This window comes from Desulfothermus okinawensis JCM 13304 (genome assembly GCF_054654515.1).
Genome location: NZ_BAAIEW010000105.1, coordinates 1 through 257 on the forward strand (window position 1 = coordinate 1; position 257 = coordinate 257).

Genomic DNA, 257 nt, shown 5'->3' on the forward strand with positions numbered 1-257 from the left:
TTCAGGGAGATAATAGAAGGGGACTATGTTTATGTGGACAAGACAAAAGAGGCATATGAGTTAATAGAAAACTACAAATATGTGTTTTTATCTAGGCCAAGGAGGTTTGGAAAGTCCTTATTTCTCGATACATTAAAGGAGATATTTGGGGGAAGTAAAGGGCTTTTTAAGGGGCTCTATATCTATGATAAATGGGATTTTGATAAAAAATATCCAGTAATTAAGATTAGCTGGGCAGGGAATTTTCGAACCTTAAA

The 257-nt window shown here is 34.6% G+C and carries 1 protein-coding gene; it reads left to right on the top strand.

Annotated features, from left to right (window positions below):
- The coding region (locus ACYQ0O_RS13235) for an AAA family ATPase (RefSeq protein ID WP_459893825.1) at positions 1–257 on the top strand (257 nt) is incomplete at both ends.